Origin of the sequence: [Clostridium] symbiosum ATCC 14940 (assembly GCF_000466485.1) — a bacterium.
Classification (GTDB): Bacteria; Bacillota; Clostridia; order Lachnospirales; family Lachnospiraceae; genus Otoolea; species Otoolea symbiosa.
In genome coordinates, this window is record NZ_KE992946.1 from 51,602 (window position 1) to 74,714 (window position 23,113).

A 23,113-nucleotide genomic window follows, 5' to 3' on the forward strand; every position below is an offset into this window, starting at 1 on the left:
GGAGCATAAAGTTATGAAGATGAAAAGAATCTTTAGGAGAAACCAGATAATCATTACCACACTTGCCATCATGATTGCAGCAGCAGGGTACCTGAATTATTCAGGAAAGAAAGAAGTAGCGGGCGGAGACGTCTATGAGGCCGGGGTGACAGAGATTTCCGATGAGGATATATTGGCAGAGAACCAGGCTGTATCGGGCGGAGCTGCCGGCCAGAATGCTGAAAATGTGTCATCCGGTGATGTGAACGGAGATGGCGGACAGTTACAGGAGATTGCAAGTCTCGACGATCCGAACGAGGGTGACAGCGCCCTTACCGGTTCCGATCAGGCAGACGGAAGCTCATCCATCGACAATCCGGGAGAAGCCGTACTGACCGGCGGAACCAGCGTAACGGATTACATAGCCAATGTCCAGCTGAACAGGGAGCAGGTTCGCGCAAAGAGCAAAGAGACATTGATGAGCATAATTAATAATGAAAGTGTGGATGCGGCATCGAAAGAAGCGGCAACCCAGAGCCTGATGGCCCTGTCTGCAATTGCTGAAAAGGAAAATGCGGCAGAAACGCTTCTGATGGCAAAAGGATTTGCCGACCCGGTTGTCAGCATCACGGACGGAAAAGTAGACGTTGTCATTAATGCGTCCAGCATCACCGATCCGCAGCGCGCCCAGATTGAAGATATTGTAAAAAGAAAAACAGAAACAGGAGCTGAGAATATCGTTATCACTCTGATGAATCTCCAGGAATAATCGGAATTATGGACTAAAAATGCGCCAAAGAGGGAAAACTCCTTTGCAAACCACAGCCTTTTTGATATAATGGAATTATCATGTGGATTCAGGAGGAAACAGAGGTGTCGAAAGAGATGGAAGATAGAAATACCCATATATTATATGAAAAAGACAAGATCGGCGAGGTACAGATTGCAGATGAAGTAGTGGCAATCATAGCCGGACTGGCAGCAACCGAGGTAGAAGGCGTGGATTCCATGGCCGGCAATATTACCAACGAACTGGTGGGTAAGCTTGGCATGAAGAATCTGAGCAAGGGAGTCAAGGTGACGGTGACGGAAGAACACGTGAGCGTGGATCTGTCCCTGAATATGAAGTACGGCTACAGCATCCCTGCTGTCAGCGAGAAGGTACAGGATAAGGTGAAGACTGCCATTGAGAACATGACGGGACTGACGGTTTTGGAGGTAAATATCAAGATCGCAGGCGTTAATATGGATGAGAATAAGTAGGCGGTAAAGAAACCGTAAAGAATACCAGAATCCCAAAGTAATCTCTTTTTTATTCTTGACTGCCATGGCGACATGTGGTAAGATGAAGCCGTTAAAAGGGAGTAGTTGCAACATGTAATCAACATACCCTGGGCCGGATTGACGGGTCCATGGTTACATGCCTGTATGATTTGTAGAGGAACAAGACTTTTAGCATATGAAAATATGCTGAAAGTCTTTTTTATTTAACAGGAAAGTTCACCTGTTAAATAAAAACCGCTCCGCGGAGGATCGCACTGCGGCGGTAGGGAATAATGTCGCCGAAGCGACCCGCCGCAGGCGGAGAATCCCGCGAGCGGGATTCTTTCTTGTTTAACAGGAAAGTTATCCTGTTAAATAAAAACCGCTGTATCATTCAATACATAAGAAATATCCTCTAAGGTATGTTTTCCGGATTCTGTGTGAACAATCTAATTGGCTGACAGGAACTCGGCGGTTTTTTGGAAGCCGGTTGTAACAATTCATGCTGTCAGAACTGTTACCGCCGGTTTCGAGCAGGGATTGATTGCAGAGAGCAGCGCCCAACAGTTAGGAAGAAAATGCTGATTAAGCAAATTTAAGGAGGAAGATTCATGGATTTTTTACTGGAAGGTATTTTGGCGATTACGCCCCAACAGCTTGTAATGTACGTTGTAGGTATCCTGCTTATCTGGTTAGCCGTGAAAAAAGAGTATGAGCCGGCACTGCTTCTGCCGATGGGGTTTGGTGCCATATTAGTAAACCTGCCGTTGTCCGGCGTCATTGATCAGGTTATGCCGGGAATCGGAGAGACACATGGTGTTATAGAGTGGCTGTTCCAGACTACAATTGAGGCGTCCGAAGCGCTGCCGATCCTGTTATTTATCGGTATCGGCGCGATGATTGACTTTGGCCCGCTTCTTTCGCAGCCTGTTATGTTTTTATTCGGTGCCGCCGCACAGTTTGGCATCTTCTTTGCCATCTGCGTAGCGACATTAATGGGATTCGATTTAAAGGATGCGGCTTCCATCGGTATTATCGGTGCTGCCGACGGTCCTACATCTATTCTGGTATCACAGATAATGCGTTCCGACTATGTCGGAGCGATAGCGGTTGCGGCCTATTCCTATATGGCTCTTGTGCCGATTATCCAGCCGTTTGCCATCCGTCTTGTAACAACGAAAAAAGAACGTCAGATTCATATGACATACAGCCCGAAGGCGGTTTCAAGGTCAACGAAGATTGCTTTCCCGATTATCGTTACCATCATTGTAGGCCTTATCTCACCGGCATCCGTGGCTCTGGTGGGCTTCCTGATGTTTGGTAATCTGATCAGGGAGTGCGGCGTATTACAGTCGCTTTCCGATACGGCACAGAATGAGCTTGCAAACCTGATAACACTGCTGTTGGGTATTACGATTTCCTTCAGTATGAGGGCAGATGCATTCGTACGTGTAGATACGCTGATGATCATGGGTATCGGACTTGTTGCGTTCATATTTGATTCCATCGGCGGTGTGCTTTTTGCCAAATTTATTAATCTGTTTATTAAAAATAAGATTAATCCGATGATCGGTGCCGCCGGAATTTCCGCATTCCCGATGTCGGCCAGAGTTGTCCAGAAAATGGCTTCAGAAGAAGAGAAAGGCAATATTATCCTGATGCATGCGGTAGGCGCAAACGTATCCGGCCAGATTGCCTCTGTTATTGCGGGCGGACTTGTAATCAAACTTGTCAGCCAGTATCTGTAAATTGTTGAAGCAGGCAGAAAAAGGAGGATCATTTTATGTGGAATAATTTATTAATCGCTCTGGAAATAATGGGTAAGGGGATGGGCGGAATCTTTGTCGTAGTCCTTATTATAACAGTGGTAGTTATGCTGTTAAGCAAGTTGAAATAATTCAAGACAGAAGACCGGCCGCCGCAGATTTTCAGCGGCGGCTTTTGGTTGAAGGCGGTGACCTGTGCGCGTAGCGTGCAGGTTATCCTTTGAATAGAATTCCCGCGAGCGGGATTCTTACGTGTCATGTTTCATGGGTTGCTTGCTGACTGGCAGCTTTCTGGAATACGAATATTAGCTACATTATGGAACTTATATTTCTCTACCATATGCTTCTTCACACTAATCAAAATATAGCGGTAGCAGTCTGCTATGCCGCCGGCAAAGGAACCCGTATTACCCTCATTTAACTGCTTAAGCGCCAGAATGACTTGCTTATTGAGATGGGAAAGCGTATGCTTTTTAGCCGGATAGTAAGCAAAATGATGTCCCCATTCAAGAAGATGATTGGTTTGAGATAAAATAACACATAAAGGTTTTAAAGAGGTATGTTTCATTATGGTTTCTAAAATAACTGCTAAATGAACAGAGCCTGAAGAAGTAAATCTATCTGTTAACTCGTCTATTTCCTCTCTGGTAAACTGCGGTGCTGCAGCTAAAGCCGCCGGGCGGATAATTAATATCATCAGCTGCAGGGCGTGAAGGTAACGCAATGCCTTTTCTGCATATCCGCAATTAAGAGCCAGACGATGAAGTTTCGTATCATCTGGTTCTATAACTACAGTGCCTTTACCGTTTAAAGTCTTTACAAATCCTCTTTGTTCGAGTTCTGACAATGCCTTTCTGACTGTTGATATTGAGACATCGTACTGTCTGGCCAGCTGCTTTTCGTAAGGAAGATACATTCCGACAGCATATTCCCCAAGGCCAATTTTCAGATTCAGTTCGTCGACAATTTTTGAGTAGTAGTAATCATGGCCGCGCATGGGATTCCACGAAAATGACAGACCGGTTTGAGTTGGACAATCTGGCGCCGTATCTGACAAGTATTTTAAAGTACTTTCAATAGAATCCGTAAGATTTTGATACATATATGATAATTGTTCCTGTTTTGCAAATGGCTCACTGCCTTTCAATATATCTATAATAACTCCTGTTACAGATACCGAACCCTGTAAAAAGCATTCAGAGAAATAAGGGCATTCTTCCGTGAAAAATGTGAGTTTATTGTAAAGGTCAAAGGTTGAATAAAGCTCGCTGAACAATTCATTTCCGCCGATTTTTAGTATGTCTGCCCCAAAGCTGGATGGAACGCGCCATCCTCCGGCCGCCCTCCCTAAACGTGATTCTCTTACAGCTTGTTTATAGTGAGGCAGAAACTCTAATTCGCAGTTCTGTGAGGCAAAAACCAGGAGCGGAGGGATAATCAGCCCAAAAGTCTGATATACCTGTATAATATTGTCTTTTTGCTTTAAAATATCTGTCAGAGTGTCCGATACACCAGAGATATCTCTTTTAAAAGTAACGGTTGGCGCAAGACGCGGTTGAATTTCAATAAAATTTTCTTCCCGCAATGTGTCAAAAACACGGTTAATTGTGTATCTGCTTACATGGAACTGCTCACAAAGCATTCTTGAAGAGGGAAGACACTTTCCATAAGGTATCTGGCCGGACAAAATACGCTGCTTAATTTCGTTATATACAAATATGTATTTTGTTTCTTCTTGTTTCATAACCTGCCTCCTATCTGTCTGAATTATATCATGAGAAAGCTATTTTGTCAGTATTAGAGGACACAAACCTATTTGCATACCTGACCAATATGAATGTTGCCATTATATAAGGATAACATTTATAATAAAACCGTAAATTTATCAGGGAAAGAGTTTCAGTATTATGGAAAAACAAAAAATCTTAATCGTCGATGATTCAGAGATGAACCGCTCTCTTTTGGCGGATATCCTGGAAGAGCAATATGATGTGGTGGAGGCTGAGAATGGTGTGGAAGCAATTTCTCTTCTCTCGCGGCAAAGAGCCGATTTTTCCCTTCTGCTTCTGGACATTATGATGCCTGAAATGGATGGATTTGAAGTATTAGCCTACATAAACAAATACCACTGGAATGACACCTTTGCCGTTATTATGATTTCTGCCGATGATTCCCCCGCAAATATAAAGCGGGCTTACGACTTGGGCGCATTTGACTATATCAGCCGTCCTTTTGATTCGACCATTGTACAGCGCCGGATTTCCAATACGATGTTTTTATATGCAAGGCAGCAGCGTCTTGAGAAAATTATCGCAGAACAATTCCATGAGCAGGAGAAAAATAATAAGCTGATGATTTCAATCCTGTCTCATATTGTGGAATTTCGGAATGGAGAGAGCGGCTTACATATCCTGCATGTCAATACGATTACTAAGTATCTGCTAAAGCAGCTTGTCCGGCGTACCGAGCAGTATCCCTTGTCCAAAGCTGATATTTCCTTAATCAGTACGGCTTCAGCGCTGCATGATATTGGAAAAATCGCAATTTCCGATACAATATTGAATAAACCTGGACGTCTTACGGAAGAGGAGTTTGAAGTGATGAAAACCCATTCGATGGTCGGCGCTAACATGCTTTTAGACCTGCCCGTTGAGCAGCAGGAGGCTCCGCTTGTCAAAGTAGCTTCTGAGATTTGCCGGTGGCACCACGAACGGTATGATGGAAACGGTTATCCGGACGGGCTTAAGGGAGACGAAATTCCCATAGCCGCCCAGGTGGTCGCGCTGGCCGACGTATATGATGCCCTGACCAGTGAGCGGTGTTATAAGAAAGCTTATTCACATAAAGAAGCTTTGAACATGATTTTGGAAGGACAATGCGGAGCATTTAATCCGACTCTTTTACTGTGTCTGCAAGAGATTGCGGATACGCTGGAAAGTGAGCTGACTGATAATTCCCCTGAACAGGAGACTAAAAATATTCAGGATATAAGAAATAAAATAGACTATGACAGGTTGTTTTCCTATGAAAAATATACCTTCCTGTCCCGCAAACAGCGGCACCTGCAATTATTATATATTGATTCATTAACCAGTGTCTATAACCGTCGTTATTATGACGAGCATTTTCAAGGCTCAGATAATATTCAGGCGATGGTCGTAATAGATGTGGATAACTTTAAGCATATCAATGATAATTACGGCCATGACGTAGGCGATATTGTGCTGCAGAACATTGCACAAACTGTCTTATCCTGTGTGCGAAAGACAGATGCCGTAATCCGATATGGCGGCGATGAATTTGTAATTATCTTTTTTAGTATTCCTGCCAATATATTTGAGAAAAAACTGGAGAGGATTCGGTATTCTGTCGATAGTCTGATCATTGACGGCCATCCCGAATTACATATGACAGTAAGTATAGGCGGGGTATATGGAACAGGAACTGCAAAAGGACTTTTCAAGGCTGCAGACAGTATGATGTATCAATCAAAAAACACGAAAAACAAAGTGACTATATGTTATCTTGATGAGAATAAAGACATCGCGGACAATATCTAAAACGGAGGAAAAGTGATTATGAACCTGAAAGATTGCTATTTAAAATTTGGCGGCGATTTTGATGAGGTACTGGGCAGACTGCGTCGGGAACAGACCGTCCGGAAATTTGTATTTAAATTCCTGGACGATAAAAGCTTCAGCTTATTTGAAGCGTCTATGGTGAAAAAGGACTATTCCGAGGCCCTCCGAGCCGTTCATACACTCAAAGGTATTTGCCAGAATCTTTCTTTTACCAGATTATTTGAAAGCAGCAGTCTGACAACGACAGCGTTAAAACAAAACGACTGGAATAAGGCTGTGGATATGATGCCTCAATTATCAAATGACTACTATGAAATAGTTGATATTATTAGAGCGTATAAGAACTCCGGGGAGGAATAATGTCAATGAAAAACGGTAAAATGAAAAATACTACAACGCGTTTTTTAATAGGCAGCTTCATCGGGCTTCTGAGCTTTAGTATTATCATGTTCAGCCTGCTGGGAATTTATATGAGCCGAAAGAGTGAAAAGGCTGTTTATGAAATCGGGGAAATTTATATGTCCGGAATGAATAAACAAATGTCCAGACACTTTGAAACCGTCATTAAACTGCGTTTTGATCAGGCCGGCGGAATTGTATCTGTTGTCTCAACCGATACTGACGATAAAGAGCTGCTATATGAGGAACTCATTTACAGGGCACAGGTCAGGGATTTTAGTTATTTAGCACTTTGTTCCGCCGAGGGAGATTTCCAGACACTTTATGGACAGGCAATTCAGCCGCTTAACCCGGAACCTTTTGTAGAAGCATTATCACAGGGGGAACAAAGAGTCGCTGTAGGCATTGACACTGCCGGAAATGAAGTGGTATTGTTTGGCGTTGATGCTGCCTATCCAATGTCTAATGGCGACAGAAGCACCGGACTGATAGCAGCCGTTCCTCTGGAATACATTACGGATTTCCTCTCCTTAAAGGATGAAGGGCAGCTGATGTATTATCATATTATCCGGCCGGACGGTAGTTTTGTAATACAAAATCCCAACACGGAGCTGTGGAATTTCTTTGAACAGCTGCAAAAACAGTCTGATTCACCGGTGAGTGAATCATCTGCTGACAATCCGGTTGAAAAATTTAGCGTTGCTCTGAAAAAACATGAGGAATATACGGACACATTGGAAGTAAATGGTGAAGAAAGGCAAATCTATGGAATTTCATTACCTTATTCTGAGTGGTATTTAGTATCGGTGATGCCGTATAGTATATTGGACGATACCATAAATAGTCTGAGCAGCCAGCGTATGTTCATGACATTGTTGTCTTGTGCTTCTGTTTTAATCATTCTAACAGCGATTTTCCTCCGGTATTTTTCCATAACCCGTTCGCAGATGAATGAATTGGAGAAGGCCCGGCAGGCGGCTCTTGAAGCGAACAAAGCCAAAAGTGAATTTTTAGCGAATATGAGCCATGATATCCGTACACCTATGAACGCGATTGTAGGGATGACTGCGATTGCCACAGCCCACATCGATGACAGGAAGCAAGTTGAGAACTGCCTTAGAAAGATTACATTATCAAGCAAACATCTATTAGGGCTGATCAATGATGTTCTGGATATGTCTAAAATTGAAAGCGGTAAATTAACGTTAACAACGGAACAAATTTCATTAAAGGAAGTTGTTGAAGGCATAGTTAACATCATGCAGCCACAGGTTAAGACCAAAAAGCAAACCTTTGACATCCATGTTGAAAATATTTTTACAGAAAACGTATGGTGCGACGGCATACGCTTAAATCAGGTTTTGTTAAATCTTTTATCGAATGCAACGAAGTATACACCGGAGGGAGGCTCAATACAATTATCCCTCTCCGAAGAAAAATCTCCGAAAGGAGAAAATTATGTACGAATTCATATCAATGTCAGGGATAACGGAATTGGCATGTCGCCGGAATTTCTGAAAAGAATATATGAATCCTATAGCCGTGCGGATGGAACCCGGATACATAAAACCGAGGGGGCCGGTTTGGGCATGGCGATTACGAAGTACATTGTGGATGCAATGGAAGGAACCATTGAGATACAAAGCGAACCTGATAAGGGCAGCGAATTTCTTCTTACGTTTGATTTTGAAAAAGCGGACGCAATGGAAATAGATATGGTTCTTCCCGCCTGGAATATGCTGGTGGTTGATGATGACGAATTATTATGCAAGACAGCCATGGACGCGCTGAAATCCATCGGAATAAAAGCGGAATGGACATTAAGCGGAGAAAAGGCAATAGAACTGGTAATTGAACACCACAAAAAGAGAGAGGATTATCAAATTATTTTATTGGACTGGAAACTGCCCGGCATGAATGGGATTCAGGCGGCAAGAGAAATCCGGCGAAATCTGGGAGATGAAGTACCGATTCTGTTGATTTCTGCATATGACTGGAGTGAATTTGAAGCAGAGGCCCGTGAAGCCGGTATCAGCGGTTTTATTTCCAAGCCGCTTTTTAAATCTACGCTGTATCATGCTTTATGTCAGTATATGGACGTTGGAACAGAGCATGAGCAGACATGGAATCAAAATATTGATCTATCCGGACGCCGCATCCTGCTTGCCGAAGATAATGAGCTTAACTGGGAGGTGGCAAAAGAACTGCTGTCCGATTTGGGCGTGGAACTGGATTGGGCGGAGGATGGCCGGATTTGTCTTGACAAATTCCAAAAATCACCGGAGGGTTATTACGATATCATTCTTATGGACATACGAATGCCGCATATGACAGGGTATGAGGCCACACAAGCAATCCGCGGACTGGTTCATCCTGATGCCCTGTCGATTCCAATTATAGCTATGAGTGCAGATGCTTTTTCTGATGACATACAGCATTGTCTGCAGTGCGGCATGAATGCCCATATAGCAAAGCCTATCGATGTTATTGAATTAACCCGCTTATTAAAAAGATATTTAATATAAATCCGCCTCATAAAGGGAGTATCGCACAATGGCATGAAATCATTTTGATTTCGTGCCGGGAGCAATACTCCTATTTTTTTACGTCGTAAGGCTTAACCTCCACAGTCCGGCTATCGAAGTCAATAAAAAGCTGATAGGCGTACTGCCCGTCGCTGGTATCCCATACTTCCACATGTTTTGGCGTCACTTGAATCAGAATTTCCGTATCCACATGGCTGTAGGCATTGTAGCTGTTCCAGAGAAATTCCTTATAGCCTTTTTCAAAACGCTTTCCCGGTTCGTCTGCCACCAGTCCCTTGTTTTCGGCAAGGCCCTCCACCTGGATGCCGCTCCAGCACAGAGCGACCTGCGGGTTCTCAAAAAGCTGTTTTGTTTTTCTGAAGTTTTTGTCTGTTTTAAAATAGATTTTATTGTCGTAAAACAGGCAGCTTACATTTCTGACCGTCACATGGTCATTGACGCTGGTTGCAAGCGCCATAATTTTCCAGTCTCCGAGCTGACGGAACATGATTTCCACGGCTTCTTCAAATGTCAGATGTTTTTCTTTGCTGAACTTCATTATTTTTATCCTTTCATATACCGGAGAATGCCACAAACTCCATTTACCGGAAAGCAGCGGATTCACCGCGGTGCAGATTTGTCTATGGCTAATCCTGAAAACGATGCATAAAACGGAATAATTAAGTAAAGATTATTAAATACAGAACCTTCCTGTGAAACGATAACCTGCACGCTTCGCGCACAGGTCACCGTCATCAATAAAAATGCCTGAAAACAAACAGTCTTCAGGTATGCTGCAGAAAACGTCTTTCTCATCCGGACTGTCACCGCCGGTTCAGGAAGTACACAAGCTCAATAAGTCTGTGTTAAAACGTCATTTATGAGTGAAGTATATACCTGCGGTCTGAAAATGTAAAGTGTGAATTTTGAAAAAATATGAAAGACTGGACGAAAAATAGCAGACTGATTTTTGAGGTTCGTCACATACTAACAGCGTGAATGACAAACAAATGATTTAAAAGCCGAAAAGGCGGTAACAATTGTGTAAGGAGGAAGGAAAGGTGACCAGGAAAGAAAAGCTAAGAAAGTCTCTTATTGTCCTGTTCTGGGCCGGGCTTGTGGTATTAGCCGGTTCGTCGTATTTTTATATGCAGTGGTCCATTCCGGACCGTCTGAACGTGGTGGTGGACCAGGAAGAGAATTTCCATTTTTCCCTTCCGGTAAAAGTATCGTTAAAAAGCGAAAGTGAAGAGGTGGTTTTAAACAACGGCTCCAATATCCCCTCAGATGAAATACATCTGCAGTTGGATCAGCCATTTTCCCTTTATTCGGAAAATGAAGGAACATACCATCTGAACATGAAGTTGTTTGGCCTGTTCAGCTTGAAAGACATTGAGGTGGATGTCTCTGATACAAAATATGCGGTCCCCTGCGGCCTGCCCATAGGGATATATATGAAATCCGACGGTCTGATGGTGATAGGAACAGGGGAAGTTACAACGAAAAACGGCGATATTATCGATCCGGCGGACGGTGTCTTAAAATCCGGTGATTATATTGAGGCTATCAACGGTGTCCCGGCGGTCAACAAGAAGGACATGATTCAGGCCGTCAACAGCTCAGGAGGCGGCGCTCTGACGCTTTCCGTGAGGAGAGACGGGGAAGAGATGCCTGTGGAGATGACGCCCGTGGAAACGGCCGATGGTGACTTCAAGCTGGGTCTGTGGATCCGTGACGATACGCAGGGTATCGGCACAATGACCTATATAAGCACCAACGGGGAATTCGGGGCATTAGGGCACGGAATCAGCGACAGCGATACAGGAATGCTGGTGCAGACCTCGGGCGGCGAATTATATGATACCGAGATCATGGGAATTGAAAAAGGCACTTTTGGCAAACCGGGAGTCATGTCGGGTGTGATTTACTATGGGAACCAGTCTAAACTGGGAGCCATTGAAGCCAACACAAATGAAGGGATATTCGGGACTGTAAACGAAAAATTCCGCAACCGCGTAAAAAGCGAGGCAATCCCAATCGGCTACCGCCAGGATGTAAAAAAAGGGAAAGCATATGTTAGAAGCAACGTATCGGGAGAACTGAAGGATTACGAAATCGAAATACAGAAGGTTGATTATTCCACAGCCAGAAAAAGTAAAGATATGATTATCAAAGTGACGGATCCGGAACTGCTGGAGCTGACAGGAGGCATAGTGCAGGGAATGTCAGGATCGCCGATAATACAGGATGGGAAACTGATCGGAGCTGTGACCCATGTATTCATCCAGGACTCGACGAGGGGGTATGGGATATTTATTGAAAACATGCTCGAGCATTGAGTCCGGGCAGGACAGGAGGAAAAAAGATGCGATGCAGGCTTGCTTGTATGAGCATCTTTTTTGCGAGTGGCCTATGCGGCGACAAGGTGAATTGGCCGCAGGCCAAGAGAGTGCCCTCTGGAGGGAAGCCGCACAACCGCTGGTGCGCGCAGCGAACCAGCGGTTGCCGCCCGGCCGGAGTAGTGTAACGCGAAGGAACCCGCCACTCTGCCCGGTCAGTGTTCGCGAAGGAGCCTGGCAGTGAAACACAAACAACAAACCAAAAAAATTTACAGCTAAATAACAAAAAATCCCCTCTGATCCGCCCTCCAAAATCAAGTCAAATTCCGCCAAAATCCCGGGCGGCTTGACCACATCCCGTATAAATTGCCGAAGATACCGTCATCCGATCGTCAGCCGGGAACAAAATCACTCCCGGTAAATATTTTTTTAAAAGTCCGTGACATATATTCTTTCACAACATCTTGTATAAGCAATAAACGGGTTATATAATACAAAAGGGAAACCGTCAGGCAAAGGTCTTACTAGCTCTGGTATTTATTATAGAAGAAATACACCAGGTCTTGTCATCATCGGCCAAATGAAAATATGATATATCATCCCTCTCAATTCTAAACAGCAGTATTTACAATCAAAGCCGATAACATCATCTTGATTAACCCGGCAATTTATTTCACCGCGTTAGTGTGCTGCTAAATTTCCGACATCATTTTGCATCTTTCCTAAAAATGGGCTATAATAAAAAAGCCGGAAAAAGGAAATATCACGGGAGTCTACAGAATTTTATCCGGTATGACAATATGAAACCAGGAGCCAAAACCTGACATTTCGTGTCGAATTATGCGGTGAGATCGAGTTGAAAGGAAAACGGGGTCGAGTCTATAATCATCATTACCATTTAAATTTTTAGGAGGAGAGTATCATGGCAGAACTTAACATTGCAATTGCGGATGACAACAGGCAGACTTTGGAGATGCTTGGCGAAATACTGGAGAGTGAAAAAGATTATCATGTCGTTGGAAAGGCGGATAATGGTAATGAAGCATACAATATGATTATGAGAACAAAGCCGGATGTTGTCTTACTTGACATAGTTATGCCGGGAATGGACGGAATCTCGGTTATGGAGAAAGTAAAAAGCAACGAAGAATTCAAAGAAAATACATCTTTCATCATGGTTACGGCAGCCAGCAGCGAGAATCTGACAGCAGATGCTTTTAAACTGGGCGCCAGCTACTACATCATGAAGCCGTTTACGAGAGACAGCGTACTCGACAAATTAAAAAGGCTGTCAGGTTATAAAAATAAAACAACGATGCTCGCAGGAAGCAGAAAAGTGAAACCTTATGTAAATAAAACGGATTATATGGAGCAGAATCTGGAAAATGATGTAACGCAGATGCTTCATGAAATTGGCATCCCGGCGCATATTAAAGGTTATCAGTATCTAAGGGATGCTATTATTATGTCTGTCAGTGACAAGGAAATGCTGGCGTCGGTAACTAAAATCCTGTATCCGACGATTGCCAAAAAGCATCAGACTACACCAAGCCGTGTGGAGCGGGCAATCCGCCATGCGATTGAAGTGGCATGGAGCCGGGGTAAAATGGACACCATCAATGAACTGTTCGGCTACACGGTCAGCACCGGAAAGGGCAAGCCTACCAACTCAGAATTTATTGCCCTGATTGTGGATAAGATACGCCTCGACTACCGGAGAATGAATTGACAATAAAAGGTTGAAAAAGTTCTGATACTACTTTCTAAATTCATAATTCTATTGTATAATGATTATAATCATCGTGTGATGTATAACGTGAATCGTTTACAATATAAGGCAGTCGGGGAGGTAGTAGGTATGAAGAATATTCTCTTTATTGCATCAGAAGCAGTTCCGTTTATTAAGACGGGCGGGCTGGCGGACGTTGTCGGTTCGCTTCCGAAGTGTTTTGATAAAGCGTATTTTGATGTCAGGGTTATCATTCCAAAGTATCTTTGTATCAAAGAAAATCTCCGGAATGATATGAAGTATTTGAACCATTTTTATATGGATTATCTTGGTCAGAGCCGTTATGTGGGCATTTTGGAGTATGTGTATGAAGGAATCACTTTTTACTTTATTGATAATGAAAGCTACTTCTGGGGTGCGAAACCATATGGGGACTGGTATTATGATCTGGAGAAGTTTTCCTTTTTCTGCAAGGCGGCTCTGTCGTCTCTGCCTGTAATCGGGTTTAAGCCCGATGTCATACATTGCCATGACTGGCAGACCGGTCTGATTCCGGTACACTTAAAAGATAAATTCCGCGGCGGTGAGTTTTTCCGCGATATTAAATCGGTTATGACAATTCACAATCTGAAGTTTCAGGGTGTTTGGGACGTTAAGACGATTCAGCGTTTCTCCGAACTGCCTGATTACTATTTCACACCTGATAAACTGGAAGCATACAAAGACGGCAATATGTTAAAGGGCGGCCTTGTTTTTGCTGACGCGATCACTACCGTCAGCAATACGTATGCGGATGAAATAAAGACCCCGTTTTACGGGGAAGGCCTGGATGGGCTGATGAGAGCCAGGAGCAACAGCCTGAGAGGAATTTTAAACGGCATCGATTATGATGAGTTCAATCCTGAGACAGATACGATGATTGCGCAGAATTATAATGCGAGAACGTTCCGCAAAGAAAAGGCGAAGAATAAGAAAGAGCTTCAGGCGCAGCTCGGCCTGGTTCAGGATGAGAAAAAATTTATGATAGGCATCGTTTCCCGCCTCACGGATCAGAAAGGTTTCGATTTGATTCAGTTCGCGATGGATGAGATTTGCTCGGATGATGTGCAGCTTGTGATTCTGGGTACCGGAGATGAGAAGTATGAGAACATGTTCCGCCATTATGACTGGAAATATAATGACAGGGTATCGGCCAATATTTATTATTCCGAAGAGATGTCTCATAAGATATACGCTGCCTGTGATGCCTTTTTAATGCCTTCACTGTTTGAACCCTGCGGTTTAAGCCAGCTGATGGCGCTCCGATACGGAACGGTACCGATCGTCCGTGAGACAGGCGGTCTGAAAGACACGGTTTGGCCATACAACGAATATGAAGGCACGGGAACCGGTTTTTCATTTGCCAATTACAATGCACATGAGATGCTGGACTGTATCCGTTATGCGAAATATGTATATTATAATAAAAAACGCGAGTGGAATAAGATTGTGGACCGGGGCATGGCGGCAGATTTTTCCTGGCATGCATCTGCGATGAAGTATCAGGAACTTTATGACTGGCTGATTGGATATTAAGGAGAGCGATGAAAGCGTGGGACAGATAAGACTGAGCAGGCAGGAGAGGGAAGCGGCCAGACGATGGGCGGAGGATAACAACTGGGCTGCACGGGGAGAGTATAAAAAAGACGTCGGATATATGGACTGTGTCAAAGATATTCTGGAAGATCCCGTTTTTCAGTCAATGGATAATTACTTCCAGCACGGGAACACTACCTGTAAAGAACATTGCATCCGTGTCTCTTACATGAGCTACAGAATGTGCAGGAGATACGGGTGGGACTACAGACAGGCGGCGAGGGCAGCTCTTCTCCACGATTTATTTCTTTATGACTGGCATACCCATGCGAAGGAGACCGGCGAATATTTCCATGGCTTCACCCATCCCAGAACGGCGATGAGGAATGCCGAGATATATTTCCAGGTTACGGAGATGGAGAAGAATATGATACTCCGTCATATGTGGCCCCTGACCCCGATCCCTCCAAAATATAAAGAAGGCTATACTATCATTTACGCCGATAAATTCTGCGGCCTTGTGGAAGTCGGAGCGCGGATGAAGGACTGGTTCCTTTATAATCTGCATCCGGCTTGGAGCAGAAGGTAAAAAATGGAGAGCGGTTTTTCGGTTTTACACTGCCTTCAACAAGAGTCCGGCTGTCGGCCGGACTCTTGTTGAAGGCAGTGACCTGTGAGACCGGCGTACAGGTTACCGCTGACCTGCGGTGAAAGAACCGCGGAATACTTACAGATTCGGCAATGATAAAAGGAAAATACAGGAGATAAACATGACATTTTTTCAGCAAGTAACCGGTAACCAGACATTAATGAGCGGTGTGGCAGGATGGGTGATCGCCCAGGTTCTCAAGACACTGCTTGATATAGCATTGAACCGCTCTTTTAACCCGGAACGGATTTTCGGTTCAGGCGGAATGCCCAGTTCCCACTCCTCCACCATGTGCGCATTGACAACAGCGGCGGGGATGAGATACGGGGGCGGAAGCTTTGAATTTGCAGTCTGTTTTATTATGTCAATGGTTGTAATGTATGACGCTATCGGCGTCAGGCAGGAGACTGGCAAACAGGCGAAGGTATTAAACCGGCTTTTATTTGATGATTTCCTGAAGCTGGACGGCGTGGTGCTGCAGGAAAAATTAAAGGAGTACGTTGGACATACCCCGATTCAGGTTGCTGCCGGTGCGATATTGGGAGTGATAATTGCTGTGGTTATGGATCCGATGTTTATTTAATCTGAATAATTATAACAGAGAAAGCTCACATTGTGGGCTTTCTGTTTTGTTGAAGACGGCGGTTGTTAAAAAATTGCTACAACATTATTGATTTATGTATTAATTCATATTATACTGGAAAAAATTATTAGGAAGTTTCCGGCAGGGGACAACGATGCGAGACTGAAAGGACGGGAATTTGCGAATGAAGACTACAGTAGATTTATATTTCTGGATTAACTGTTTTTTTACTTTTAGCCTGATTGGCTATATTCTGGAGTGTATTGTTCTGACGGTGGAAAACAGGAAACCTGTTTATAACCGAGGATTTGGTCATGGGCCTTTTTGCATTATCTATGGTTTTGGAGCCGTTGGGGCGGCTGTTTTACTTAGACCGGTTTCTGATGACATGGTAAAGCTTTATTTTGCCAGTATGCTGATGGCAACAACGATGGAGCTTATCACGGCGAAAATAATGATTCGTCTGTTCGGAGCATTCTGGTGGGATTACAGTAAGAAGAGGTGTAATTATAAAGGGATCATCTGCCTTGAGAGCAGCCTGGGATGGGGCCTTTTAGGTATTATCTTCTTCCGGATCCTGAATGTCCAGGTGCAGAATACGGTTGCGAGAATACCTTCCCATGTGGGGAAATATGTGGCCCTGGCGCTGCTGTTTTTCTATGTATTTGACTTCTTCTACAGCTTCAGGCTGGAACTTCGTGAAAAGAATTGTGAAGATAACCGTGAGATAATCGGCAGGATGAAGATAAACTGACCGGGGAGTTGACAGATTATAAAATAAGGTATGGTTTAGGGCGCAGAACGGAAGATTCCGGAGTGCGTCCTTTTCATTGTCCGCGCCCTTGTGTTCAGAGGGGCTTTTATGGTATAAATAAGAGGATGGCAAGGCATAAAACGATAACCAACAATGGGAGAACAGGAAGAAGATATGGATAATATAAGAGTAGTGCTGGCTTCTGCATCGCCGAGAAGGGAAGAACTGCTCCGGCAGATAGGAATTATACCGGAAGTGATACCGAGCGAGATAGAGGAAAAAGTGACGGAGAAAGAGCCGGATCGGGTAGTAACCGAGCTGTCGAGGCAAAAGGCAGAGGAGGTTGCCGCGAGGCTTGGTGAAACCGATACCCAAACGACCGTTGTCGTCGGATCGGATACCGTTGTCTATGCAAACGGAGAGATTCTGGGAAAACCGGCGGATGAAGCCGATGCGGCCCGAATGCTCCGGATGCTTCAGGGAGACAGCCATTACGTGTATACAGGAGTAACGCTGATAGCCGGAAATAAAAAAAGAAGCTTTGCAGTGGAAACCAGGGTGGACGTATACCCGATGTCGGAAAAGGAAATCGAAAGCTACATTGCCTGCAAAGAGTCGGACGATAAGGCGGGAGCATATGGAATACAGGGCAGGTTTGCCGCATATATCAGAGGCATTGACGGTTCCTACACGAATGTGATGGGACTTCCGGCAGGAAGAGTGTATCAGGAAATGAAACAGCTATTGGAGGACAGGAATGATTAAATTAATTGTATCGGATATAGACGGTACTCTCGTAAAAGACGGGGAAAACCAGATTAATCCGGAGATTTTTGATGTCATTATGGAACTGAAAAAGAAAAAGAAGATTCATTTTGCGGCTGCCAGCGGGCGTCAGGCCGCCAGCATAGAATATACGTTTTCACCCATAAAGAAGGAGATTTTTTATGTGGCGGAGAATGGCTCCTATCTGGGATGCTACGGAAGAAATCTTTTTCTTTATCCCATTGAGCGGGCACTTGCCGATTCCATTGCAGTGGATATCAGAAAAGATCCGGAGCTGGAAGTGATGGTTAGCGGGGCAAAGGGAACTTATCTGGAGACAAAGGACAGGGAATTTATCGACTGGATGACGAAGGGATATCATTTCAATATTATAGAAGTTGAGGATGTCACGAAAGTCGATGACGAGATTATCAAAGTAGCGGCATACAGAAAAGACGGGATCAGCCATGCCACGGAAGGTTTTTTTAACAAGTACGGCGACCGGCTGAAGATGACGGTGTCGGGTGACATGTGGATGGACTGCATGGCTTCTGAAGTCAATAAGGGCGAGGCGGTGAAGACGCTTCAGGAGAGTCTGGGGATTGCGCCGGAAGAGACGATGGCATTTGGCGATCAGTTAAATGACATTGAGATGCTGAAACGGGCCTACTACAGCTTTGCAGTGGGAAATGCCAGAGATGAGGTTAAGAATGCCGCGAGATTTCAGGCAGATCTCAATGTAAATGACGGAGTCATGAAAATACTGAAATTATTATTATAACTTTTCACCACAATCAACGGTGTTTTTTAGATTATCACGACAGGAGCTGAAATTGGATAATATGATATGTGGAAATAGAAACAGAACAAGCCCGGCGCCGTTTAGAATGCCGGTGCTGCTTCTGGCCCTCTGCCTCCTATTTCTGGCCGGATGCGGCCAGGGGGCATCTATGCCGGCCGGCAGGAAGAGTGAGAAGGGATATTCCCTTCCGGAGATCATGGTGATTGCCATGACAGAGCAAAACCGCTATGAGGAAATCTGCACGGATCAGATATGGAATGTGGAGATAGCGGAGGAAGGGGAGAATTTTGCCTCTTATCTGACCGGACAGATTAAAAATTTTATGGAAGAGCTGAAAATCATGAATCTCCTGGCACAGGACAGGAATATGTCACTTTCGCCGGAAGAGCGTTCAGAGATGGCGGCGGCAGCGGCGGAATACTTTGGAAATCTTACCGCGGAAGATATCGAGCATATGGGTGTCAGCGAGGAGGACGTGAGAGCAGTATTTGAAGATTACTGTCTGGCTGAGAAGCTGGTGGAGGAGCTGACAAAGGGCATAGATCTGGAGGTCAGTGACAGTGAGGCGAAGGTTATTACGGTGATGCAGGCTGAAACAGCCGACAGACAGACGGCGGAGAACCTCAGTCTGGCTGCGGCGCAGGAGAATGCGGATTTTGAAAAATGCGCCAGTGATGCAGGCCTGTCTGCCACTACCAGACAACTGGGGAGAAAGGAAGAATCCCAGGAGTTTGAAGATGCGGCGTTTGCGCTGTCTGCCGGGCAGGTTAGCCAGGTGATTGAGTCGAATGGAACCTATTATGTGATTAAGTGCATCAGCGATTATGACGAAGAGGCTACAGCGGCAAGAAAGAAAATCATCTTCGAGGAACGCAAGAGAAAAGCGTTCAAGGAGATTTATGACAGCTTTCGGGAAGGAATCAACCTGACCTATTCGGGGGATCCCTGGAATAAGCTGGAGCTTGGGTCCGGACGGTACGCGGCAGGTGCGGATTTCTTTGAAATTTACAGAAAGTATTCAGGAAAATAACGGGCGAAAGGCTGGACAGAGAATGGAAGAACGTCAACGTGGTCAGAGCAGAAGAAATCCGAAAAGCAGAAGACGGCAGAGAGGCCCGGCAGCCGGGTGGCTTGTTCTATTGCTGGTTGCGGCAGCGGCGGCGGCAGTTTCGGTGTTTTTTCTGCGCCATCTGAAGGTGCAGGAAGAAGAGAGGGCCAAAACGAGGGATTCCTCGGAGGCTGTGGTGACAGAGTACTTCCCCGGTGACGACAGAAACGAAGCGGCAAAAGATTCGGCTGCCTCTGAAGAAAATCTGGAAGGGAAAACGCCGATGACAGTCGAAGAAGCGCTGCAAGAGATGACACTCAGGGAAAAGGTGCTGCAATTATTTATGGTGACGCCGGAGGCTCTTACCGGGGTAGACGAGGTCTATGCTGCCGGAGCTAAGACGGAAGAATCAATCCGCGAATATCCGGTCGGGGGAATCGTCTATTTTAAGCAGAATCTGCGTTCACCGGATCAGGTGAAAGATATGCTCACGAGAACACAGAAATATTTCAGGGACAATACTGGAATCGAAGCTTTTCTGGCGGTGGATGAAGAGGGAGGACAGGTTTCCAGAATCAGCGGAAGAGAAGAATTTGGCATTGCGTCATTTCCTGATATGAGTGAGATCGGGGCCTCGGGTGAACCGCAGAAGGCATATGAAGTTGGAGATAAAATCGGAACTTATCTGGCTGATCTGGGCTTTAATATGGATTTTGCCCCGGTAGCAGATGTGCTGACCAATCCGGAGAATACCGTTGTGGCCAGGCGTTCTTTCGGAACAGACGGAGCTGTGACGGCAGCATTTTCCAACGAAGTGGTCAAGGGACTGCAGGCTCATGGCATAAGCGCTGTCCTGAAGCACTTTCCGGGGCATGGCGGCACAACGGCGGACAGCCATGACGGATATGCAGCCACAGAACGTACGCTCGAGGAACTGATGGCGGAAGATTTTGTACCCTTTCTGGAGGGCGGCCGAGCCGGGGCACGGTTCATCATGTCCGGCCATATTGCCGCGCCTGCCGTGACCGGCGACAATACGCCGGCATCCATGTCACCAAAGATGATAACGGAGATTTTGCGCGGGACCCTGGGATATGACGGTATCATCATCACAGACGCCCTCAATATGGGGGCAGTCACCTCGTCATACAGTTCCGCTGATGCGGCCGTCAGGGCATTGCAGGCGGGGAATGACATGCTGCTGATGCCGGAAAATTTTCAGGAGGCATACCAGGGAGTCCTGACGGCGGTGGAAAACGGGACGCTCTCGGAGGAACGGATTAATCAGTCGGTGGAGCGGATCCTAAAGGTGAAGTTTCATTGAGGCAGGGAGCAGACGGGGCGTGCCGTTCAGCGTAACAGTTCAGCTTTTATACTATGCAAGGAATGCTCTGGTAAGCTGCGCCAGCGCCCACTGATCCTTTATGCCCATCAACTCGCGTGACGAATGCATCGCGAGTATTGGCGCCCCGGCATCAACGGCAGGCATGGTCATCATACAGGAGGAGATGCTTCCCAGAGTGGAACCTCCTCTGATATCGGAGCGGTTGGAAAATTTCCTGTATGGAATGATATTTTGGCGGCACAGCTCTTCGACGACACTGACGTAGGATGCATCTGTGGCATAGGCCTGGGATACGGCCAGCTTCAGGGCAACGCCCTCATTCAGGCTGATGCGGTCTTTGGGATCATACTTTTCCGCCTGATTGGGGTGCAGGGCATGGGCAACATCGAGGGAGAGCAGGAATCCGCCAAATAATGCATCCAGAAAAGAACTCCGGCCGTAACCAAGGCTCAGATAAAGCTTTTCCAGAACGCGTTCCATAAGCGGTGATGCGGCTCCCTGTTTTGTACTGCTTCCAATCTCTTCATTATCATATAAGACGGCGGCGCTTATGCCGTGTTCCCTGCGGCTGTTCATGATCCCGCTCAGGCAGGCATGGACCGAGGTGAGGTTGTCAAGGCGCGGAGAAGACAGCATCTCACCATGAATGCCCAGCCGGCAGGGAGTGTCACAGTTATAAATGTAAAATTGATAATCCAGAATATCATCCTTACTGCAGCCTGTTTCTTCTGCCAGCAGATCCAGGAAAAAAGAGTCTTTATTCAATGTCTCATCCAGAACAGCCAAAAGCGGCTGCATATCTTTCTGCGGATTTAATTCCACCCCTTTGTTTACTTCACGGTTAAAATGTATTGCCAGGTTGGGCACGGTCAGAAGCGGGCGGGCGAAGTCTACCAGCAGAACCTCAGGATGGAAGGGATCCGGGCTTCGCAGGCATACTTTACCGGCCATCGACAGAGGACGGTCCAGCCATGTATTAAGTATCGGCCCGCCATATACGGATACGTTCAGTTTTGCGTATGAGCCGCATGTCAGCTCAGGGGACGGCTTTACCATCAGGCAGGGCCAGTCGGTATGGGAGGCGGCGATGCGCAGGGACGGCACCCCTGATTCGGCGGCAGTGATATCCCTGCCGATCACGAAAGCGGCAAGCGTGGTGTCAAAAATGTTGACAAAATAGCCCATGCCGGCTTTGGGGAACCAGGCGGCATCCAGCTTCAATTCTTCAAAGCCCCGCCCCTTCAGAAGCTCTGCCGAATACTGAACTGTATGAAACGGAGAAACCCCGGCATTTAAATGCGCGGTCAGTTCCTCAATGTCTTTCGAATATAAATTGTAATTCATGTGAAAATCCTCCTTGAATTTTTATGGCCGGCCCGGAAGGAGAAAACAGCGTGCTTCCCACCGCCGGTACTGCTACAAGTATAAAGAATAGCAGGAAAATATGCAATATTTAGTTAAGCAGGTGAGGACGCCGCCGCAGGCCAGCGGACGGGGTGGTGTGGTGTGTATATGAGTCTTTCGCCCCGGGGGAAGATTGTCGTAATTTGGGGCTGCGGGCGAAGATAAAGTCTGCGGAGCACGCTCCCGCTCTGTGAAATGCATCGCGCTGCTAGGCTCGAAAAGACCTCGCCAATCAGCGATGGATTTAGGCGGCATGACCTCGCTAATCAGCGATGGATTTAGGCGGCATCCGCAGACTTTGTCTTCCCCTCCGCCCCAAGGTCAGGGATTCGCCGGGACGAAAGACTTAAGGCCAAAGGTATCTCCCGTCCACTGGCCTGCGGCCGCTGAATGTCTCATGCGTTAAGTGCGGGCGCGGACCTTGTCGCGGAGCGGAATCAAAGGCGAAAGAATAACTGGCAGCGGCAGTTCCCTCCCCCCTTTGAGACTGGAGACAATCAGCGTCCGGAGCGGACCGGGTCCGGTGCCGCAAAAATTATCGCCTGAGTCTTCCGTCCCCGGCGATAATCTGGGCCGGGGAAGTAGGCGGAATCAATTGCGGAGGGGA

At 45.9% G+C, this 23,113-nt stretch carries 20 protein-coding genes; 17 read left to right on the plus strand and 3 right to left on the minus strand.

All coding sequences use genetic code 11. From position 1 onward, the window contains the following. Positions 1-13: 13 nt before the first annotated feature. The 4 genes from CLOSYM_RS13885 to CLOSYM_RS23660 all read left to right on the plus strand — a co-directional run bounded on the left by CLOSYM_RS13885 (position 14) and on the right by CLOSYM_RS23660 (position 3,139). Positions 14-748: a SpoIIIAH-like family protein gene (locus CLOSYM_RS13885; protein ID WP_003501145.1), complete on the plus strand. Its 735-nt coding sequence runs from the start codon at positions 14-16 to the stop codon at positions 746-748. 116 nt (positions 749-864) lie between these two features. Then, a complete protein-coding gene (locus CLOSYM_RS13890; RefSeq protein WP_034555832.1) occupies positions 865-1,242 on the plus strand; it encodes an Asp23/Gls24 family envelope stress response protein in 378 nt (125 codons plus the stop codon). Between the two features lie 611 nt (positions 1,243-1,853). After that, positions 1,854-2,990: a sodium ion-translocating decarboxylase subunit beta gene (locus CLOSYM_RS13895; RefSeq protein WP_003501147.1), complete on the plus strand. Its 1,137-nt coding sequence runs from the start codon at positions 1,854-1,856 to the stop codon at positions 2,988-2,990. Positions 2,991-3,025: 35 nt separating this feature from the next. Beyond that, entirely contained in the window at positions 3,026-3,139 is a 114-nt protein-coding gene (locus tag CLOSYM_RS23660; RefSeq protein ID WP_009298384.1) for an OadG-related small transporter subunit, read from the plus strand. 131 nt (positions 3,140-3,270) lie between these two features. Here the strand turns inward: CLOSYM_RS23660 and CLOSYM_RS13900 are convergent, their stop codons facing one another. Beyond that, complete coding sequence (locus tag CLOSYM_RS13900) at positions 3,271-4,752, minus strand: GntR family transcriptional regulator (protein WP_021642586.1); 1,482 nt, start codon at positions 4,750-4,752, stop codon at positions 3,271-3,273. 163 nt (positions 4,753-4,915) lie between these two features. Here CLOSYM_RS13900 and CLOSYM_RS13905 point away from each other — a divergent pair, with 163 nt between their 5' ends. The 3 genes from CLOSYM_RS13905 to CLOSYM_RS13915 are packed head-to-tail and all read left to right on the plus strand — an operon-like array spanning position 4,916 to position 9,513. Beyond that, positions 4,916-6,568, plus strand: coding sequence for a diguanylate cyclase (locus CLOSYM_RS13905; protein WP_021642587.1), 1,653 nt, complete (start codon positions 4,916-4,918; stop codon positions 6,566-6,568). 18 nt (positions 6,569-6,586) lie between these two features. Beyond that, positions 6,587-6,949, plus strand: coding sequence for an Hpt domain-containing protein (locus CLOSYM_RS13910; RefSeq protein ID WP_003510280.1), 363 nt, complete (start codon positions 6,587-6,589; stop codon positions 6,947-6,949). Between the two features lie 5 nt (positions 6,950-6,954). Continuing rightward, the gene (locus tag CLOSYM_RS13915; protein ID WP_181900358.1) at positions 6,955-9,513 is read left to right on the plus strand and encodes a hybrid sensor histidine kinase/response regulator; all 2,559 of its coding nucleotides are present in this window, start codon (positions 6,955-6,957) and stop codon (positions 9,511-9,513) included. A gap of 70 nt (positions 9,514-9,583) precedes the next feature. On the opposite strand, the gene CLOSYM_RS13920 is transcribed toward CLOSYM_RS13915, so the two are convergent. Continuing rightward, the gene (locus CLOSYM_RS13920) at positions 9,584-10,072 is read right to left on the minus strand and encodes a pyridoxamine 5'-phosphate oxidase family protein (protein ID WP_003501152.1); all 489 of its coding nucleotides are present in this window, start codon (positions 10,070-10,072) and stop codon (positions 9,584-9,586) included. Positions 10,073-10,574: 502 nt separating this feature from the next. On the opposite strand from CLOSYM_RS13920, the gene spoIVB reads away from it, so the two are divergent. The 10 genes from spoIVB (at position 10,575) to CLOSYM_RS13980 (ending at position 21,081) form a co-directional block, all read left to right on the plus strand. Beyond that, positions 10,575-11,852, plus strand: a complete 1,278-nt coding sequence (spoIVB, locus tag CLOSYM_RS13930; RefSeq protein ID WP_003501153.1) for a SpoIVB peptidase — start codon at positions 10,575-10,577, stop codon at positions 11,850-11,852. 922 nt (positions 11,853-12,774) lie between these two features. Further along, positions 12,775-13,581: a sporulation transcription factor Spo0A gene (spo0A, locus tag CLOSYM_RS13940; RefSeq protein ID WP_003501155.1), complete on the plus strand. Its 807-nt coding sequence runs from the start codon at positions 12,775-12,777 to the stop codon at positions 13,579-13,581. A 129-nt stretch (positions 13,582-13,710) separates the two neighbouring features. Beyond that, positions 13,711-15,156 (plus strand): glycogen synthase GlgA, encoded by a 1,446-nt coding sequence (gene glgA, locus CLOSYM_RS13945; RefSeq protein WP_003501157.1) that lies wholly within the window; start codon positions 13,711-13,713, stop codon positions 15,154-15,156. A 16-nt stretch (positions 15,157-15,172) separates the two neighbouring features. Further along, a complete protein-coding gene (locus tag CLOSYM_RS13950) occupies positions 15,173-15,745 on the plus strand; it encodes an HD domain-containing protein (RefSeq protein ID WP_003501161.1) in 573 nt (190 codons plus the stop codon). Between the two features lie 181 nt (positions 15,746-15,926). Beyond that, positions 15,927-16,388 (plus strand): divergent PAP2 family protein, encoded by a 462-nt coding sequence (locus CLOSYM_RS13955; RefSeq protein ID WP_003501162.1) that lies wholly within the window; start codon positions 15,927-15,929, stop codon positions 16,386-16,388. A gap of 184 nt (positions 16,389-16,572) precedes the next feature. Further along, positions 16,573-17,142 (plus strand): putative ABC transporter permease, encoded by a 570-nt coding sequence (locus CLOSYM_RS13960; RefSeq protein WP_003510283.1) that lies wholly within the window; start codon positions 16,573-16,575, stop codon positions 17,140-17,142. A gap of 153 nt (positions 17,143-17,295) precedes the next feature. Next, positions 17,296-17,907: a Maf family protein gene (locus tag CLOSYM_RS13965; RefSeq protein WP_021642595.1), complete on the plus strand. Its 612-nt coding sequence runs from the start codon at positions 17,296-17,298 to the stop codon at positions 17,905-17,907. Beyond that, positions 17,900-18,688, plus strand: coding sequence for a Cof-type HAD-IIB family hydrolase (locus CLOSYM_RS13970; RefSeq protein ID WP_021642596.1), 789 nt, complete (start codon positions 17,900-17,902; stop codon positions 18,686-18,688). Before CLOSYM_RS13965 ends, CLOSYM_RS13970 begins: the two co-directional genes overlap by 8 nt. 61 nt (positions 18,689-18,749) lie before the next feature. After that, positions 18,750-19,739 (plus strand): peptidylprolyl isomerase, encoded by a 990-nt coding sequence (locus tag CLOSYM_RS13975; RefSeq protein ID WP_049943740.1) that lies wholly within the window; start codon positions 18,750-18,752, stop codon positions 19,737-19,739. A 22-nt stretch (positions 19,740-19,761) separates the two neighbouring features. After that, positions 19,762-21,081, plus strand: a complete 1,320-nt coding sequence (locus tag CLOSYM_RS13980) for a glycoside hydrolase family 3 protein (protein ID WP_009298372.1) — start codon at positions 19,762-19,764, stop codon at positions 21,079-21,081. Positions 21,082-21,132: 51 nt separating this feature from the next. On the opposite strand, the gene CLOSYM_RS13985 is transcribed toward CLOSYM_RS13980, so the two are convergent. After that, on the minus strand, positions 21,133-22,446 hold the full coding sequence (locus tag CLOSYM_RS13985) for a M18 family aminopeptidase (RefSeq protein WP_003510289.1): 1,314 nt from the start codon (positions 22,444-22,446) through the stop codon (positions 21,133-21,135). Between the last annotated feature and the right edge of the window lie 667 nt (positions 22,447-23,113).